Raw genomic sequence first — 3827 nt, 5'->3', positions numbered from 1 at the left:
GACCATGGCGTCGATCTGGTCGTGTGTGTTGCCGCTGCGCAGCGTCGGGGCATTACCGACGACGTGCTGGCGCCCGGCTACCGAATTTCCGGTCTGGGGCAGCTGGTTGAAATGGGTATTCAGTACGATCGTCTCGTGACGTTCGGTGATTGAGGAATAACGAGATGAGCGATATGGACGAGATGGACGACGGTTCGGGTGTCGTCAAGAAATTCATGTTCCTGAACCGCAAGGCGCCGCACGGTACAGTGTATGCGCTGGAAGGTCTGGAGGTGGTGCTGATTACCGCTGCTTTCGATCAGGACGTGAGCATGGTTTTCACCGATGACGGTGTCTTCCAGTTGATGAAGGGCATCGACACCAAGGGCGTCGAGATCAAGGATTTCTCCAAGACCTACCGCGCCCTGGAGGGTTACGATATCGAGAAGCTCTATGTCGACCAGGCGTCGATGAATGCGCGTGGCCTGACTGAGGAAGACCTGATTGTGGATGTGACGGTGCTCTCGGTCGATGAGATGGCTAATCTCATGGCCGAGCAAGACGTCGTGATCAGCTTCTAAGGGGACCGGACATGCTGCATATTGTGAATAAATCGGCCGCAGAGCGCAGCTCGCTGGACAGCTGCCTGCGTATGGCCACCCAAGGTTCTGCTGTATTACTGATCGAGGACGCGGTGTACGCGGCGACGACCGGTAACGCGGCAGCAGCGAAAATCCAGGCGGCTTCGGCTGGCCTCAAGATTTACGCACTCGGTCCTGATCTGGCGGCGCGCGGCATGGCCGGGCGCGTGCTGGACGGAGTCAATGTCGTGGATTACGGCGGTTTTGTGGATCTGGTCGCAGAGCACAGCAACTGTCAGTCTTGGCTGTAACTTTTAACAGAAGGAGTATTGCTATGCCCATGGTGAATATCGCCGGTAAGGAAGTCGAAGTCGACGAAGAAGGCTATCTGGTCGATCTGTCGCAGTGGAATGAAGACATCGCCAAGTACATGGCTGTGGAAGAAAAGGTCGAACTGACCGAGAGCCACTGGGAAGTCGTCAACTTTCTGCGTGAATACTACGCCGAATACCAGATCGCTCCCGCTGTTCGCGTGCTGACCAAGGCCATCGGCAAGAAGCTCGGTCCGGACAAGGGCAACAACAAGTACCTGTACGAGTTGTTCCCCTACGGCCCCGCCAAACAGGCTTGTAAGATCGCTGGCCTGCCCAAGCCGACCGGCTGTATCTGAGTCGTAACACTGTCGGGTCGCTCCGGGATTTTCCGGAGTGACTTCGATCAGGGCTGTGTTTCCCAATCGAATGTGGCTGGGCTATGCCGGGTTTTGCGTTTGATTCGTAAACAGAACGTTGTTGGGACATATGATTCCGCACGCGCTTCAGCGCATGGTGGATCGGAGTCCAATAGGAGATAGGGTTTGTCTACAGTGACGATGATTTATGCCGGGATGTTTTACATCGCCACCCTGTTGCTGGTGGTCGGCCTGGGCTACAAGATTTTTGATTACAGCCGCACGCCTGCGCCGCTGAAAATCCCGACCACTCCTGCGCCTACGACGCAAAGGGGGGTGGTGTACCGGATGGCGAAGGAAGTGGTGCTGTTCGAGTCGCTGTTCAAATCCAACAAGTGGATTTGGGTATTCGGCTGGCTGTTCCATTTTGGCCTGTTTCTGGTGCTGGCGCGTCATCTGCGCTACTTCACCGAGCCGGTCTGGTTCTGGGTCGTCATCGTGCAGCCGTTTGGCAAATATGCCAGCATCATGATGGTGGCGGGCCTGGCGGGCTTGCTGGCACGCCGTTTCCTGGTTGATCGCGTGCGCTACATTTCTACTCCATCCGATTACCTCATGCTGGTGCTGCTGCTTGCGATCGGCCTGTCCGGCATGCTGATGACCTTTGTCGCCCATACCGACATCGTGGCGCTGAAGAGCTTCTTCATGGGTCTGATGTATCTCGACCTGAAGCCGATCCCGCAGGATCCGATCCTGCTGGTGCATCTCGCCCTGGTGGCGCTATTGATGGTGATCTTTCCAGTCAGCAAACTGCTGCATGCGCCGGGCGTGTTCTTCAGCCCCACCCGTAATCAGGTGGACAACCCGCGTGAGCACCGCCATGTTGCGGCGTGGGCAGCCCGGCTCGATCAGAACAACTGATTCGTTGACATCGATTAACGAACACCCAAGTACGGACAAAGGACTCTCACGTGGCTGCTGCTGAATTTGACATTCCGGAAATCAAGGACGACATCGAGGTTCCCAAGCTGCGCGAAGGCGTGATGGCGCATGCCAAGACCTTTATTGCGGGCGAGGCGGTGCAGTCCTTCATGGGCTATCCGCATGAGCTGGGCGAGGACTGGAAAGAGCGCGCGCTCGACAAGATGGGCGATCTGCTCGGTAAGTATCGCTCGCTGAAGGTTTTCCTGGACGCCTGCGTGCATTGCGGCGCCTGCACCGACAAGTGCCACTATTACCTGGGCACGTCCGATCCCAAGAACATGCCGGTGGCGCGCCAGGATCTGATGCGTCAGGTCTATCGCCGCTATTTCACCACGGCAGGCAAACTGTTCCCCAAATTGGTCGGTGCCAAGGAACTGACCAAGGAGGTGCTGGACGACTGGTACAGCTACTACTATCAGTGTTCGGAATGCCGCCGCTGCTCGGTGTATTGCCCGTACGGCATCGACACCGCCGAAATCACTATGGCCGGGCGCGAGATTCTCAACCACGTCGGCATGGGGCAGAAATATTCCAACGAAATTCTCGGCAAGGTGCAGAAGATCGGCAACAACCTTGGTTTGCCGGGCCCCGCGCTGGAAGACACGCTCGAAGGCTTGGCGGAAGACATCGAAGCGGACACCGGCGTGGCGGTGAAAATGCCGCTTGATGTGAAGGGCGCCGAGGTGCTGCTGGTCACGCCGTCCGCCGACTTCTTCTCCGAGCCGCACGTCGAGTCGCTGATCGGCTACGCCAAGGTGTTCCACGCCGCGGGCATTAGCTGGACCCTGTCTTCACACGCATCGGAAGCCGGCAACTTCGGCCTGTTCGACGCCAATTACGATGTCATGCGCAAGGTCGCCATGCGCATCCGCGACGCCGCGCTTGAGCTAGGAGTCAAGCGTATCGTGGTCGGCGAATGCGGCCATGCCTGGCGCGTTGCCTACAGTTTCTGGAACACGCTGACTGGCATCGGCTATGGCGGCAACGACCCGTTCTCGATCGAATTGCAGAAACAGCTCGACCCGACTTATCCGCAGCCGCAGCACATCTGCGAGTTGACCAATGACCTGATCAAGTCCGGCAAGATCAAGGTCGATCCGTCCGCCAACGACGATCTGGTGGTGACGTATCACGATTCGTGCAACGTTGCGCGCGCGTCGCGCATGGGCACCGAACCCGGCGGCCAGTTCACCATCCCGCGCGAACTGATCAAGTCGGTGGTGAACAATTTCCACAATATGGCCGATGACACGATTTACGAGTCGACCTTCTGCTGCGGCGGCGGCGGCGGCCTGTTGACCGACGATCTGATGGAAGTCCGCGTCAAGGGTGCATTGCCGCGTGCCACGGCGCTGAATAATGTCGTGAAGGAGCATCAGGTCAATTTCATGGCGACGATCTGCGCTATTTGCAAGGCGCAGTTCACCAAGGTTTTGCCCAAGTACGGCTTCGACATGGGCATGGTGGGCGGTGTGCATCAACTGGTCAGCAAGGCGATCAAGCTGGACTGAAATCCAGCGGGCTGATTGCGATTTATCTATTTTAGTTACACAGACGTTAGGAGAACCAACATGGCTGTCACGACGAACAAAGCAAAAACCGAAGGCGTTACA

At 57.3% G+C, this 3827-nt stretch carries 6 protein-coding genes; all 6 read left to right on the top strand.

Annotated elements, in window-relative coordinates; genetic code table 11:
* On the top strand, nt 1–153 hold a 153-nt coding region (locus tag Q0L94_RS01440; protein ID WP_296749380.1), incomplete at its 5' end, for a DsrE family protein.
* 11 nt (nt 154–164) lie between these two features.
* Nucleotides 165–560 carry a sulfurtransferase complex subunit TusC gene (tusC, locus tag Q0L94_RS01435; protein ID WP_296749377.1) on the top strand — a complete coding sequence of 132 codons (396 nt, stop codon included), beginning with the start codon at nt 165–167 and terminating at the stop codon, nt 558–560.
* A gap of 11 nt (nt 561–571) precedes the next feature.
* A complete protein-coding gene (gene tusB, locus Q0L94_RS01430) occupies nt 572–871 on the top strand; it encodes a sulfurtransferase complex subunit TusB (RefSeq protein ID WP_296749375.1) in 300 nt (99 codons plus the stop codon).
* Between the two features lie 23 nt (nt 872–894).
* Nucleotides 895–1230 carry a TusE/DsrC/DsvC family sulfur relay protein gene (locus tag Q0L94_RS01425; protein ID WP_018078239.1) on the top strand — a complete coding sequence of 112 codons (336 nt, stop codon included), beginning with the start codon at nt 895–897 and terminating at the stop codon, nt 1228–1230.
* Nucleotides 1231–1425: 195 nt separating this feature from the next.
* Nucleotides 1426–2151, top strand: a complete 726-nt coding sequence (locus Q0L94_RS01420; protein WP_296749378.1) for a respiratory nitrate reductase subunit gamma — start codon at nt 1426–1428, stop codon at nt 2149–2151.
* A gap of 50 nt (nt 2152–2201) precedes the next feature.
* Entirely contained in the window at nt 2202–3725 is a 1524-nt protein-coding gene (dsrK, locus tag Q0L94_RS01415; RefSeq protein ID WP_296749373.1) for a sulfate reduction electron transfer complex DsrMKJOP subunit DsrK, read from the top strand.
* Nucleotides 3726–3827: the final 102 nt, after the last annotated feature.

Source organism: Thiobacillus sp. (assembly GCF_024708915.1).
The sequence above is the reverse complement of the archived record's forward strand: the minus strand, read 5'-3'. Positions and strand labels throughout refer to the sequence as shown.